Source organism: Pseudomonas sp. RA_35y_Pfl2_P32 (genome assembly GCF_963970735.1).
Taxonomy (GTDB): domain Bacteria; phylum Pseudomonadota; class Gammaproteobacteria; order Pseudomonadales; family Pseudomonadaceae; genus Aquipseudomonas.
On record NZ_CAXAQF010000462.1, the window covers coordinates 1 to 212 of the forward strand.

Sequence of the window (212 nt, forward strand, 5' to 3'; positions counted from 1 at the left end):
GCACCGAAGTTCACCGTCAAGGTCGACCAGGTCCTCAAACAAGACCTGACCGTGACTCTGAGCAACGGCGATACCGTCGTCATCAAGGCCGGCACCACCAGCGTTCCGTACGAGCTGGCTGCGCAAGGTGATGACGTCTACAAAGACGGTCAAGTTGTGGAAGTCGGCATCGACAACGCCACCGTTGACGGCAAGTCCTTCGAGAACCTGGT

The 212-nt window shown here is 58.0% G+C and carries 1 protein-coding gene; it reads left to right on the top strand.

Annotation, left to right across the window (positions count from 1 at the left end):
* Positions 1-212, top strand: a 212-nt coding sequence (locus AACY45_RS29180) for an immunoglobulin-like domain-containing protein (RefSeq protein ID WP_339548926.1), incomplete at both ends; no start/stop codon positions are given.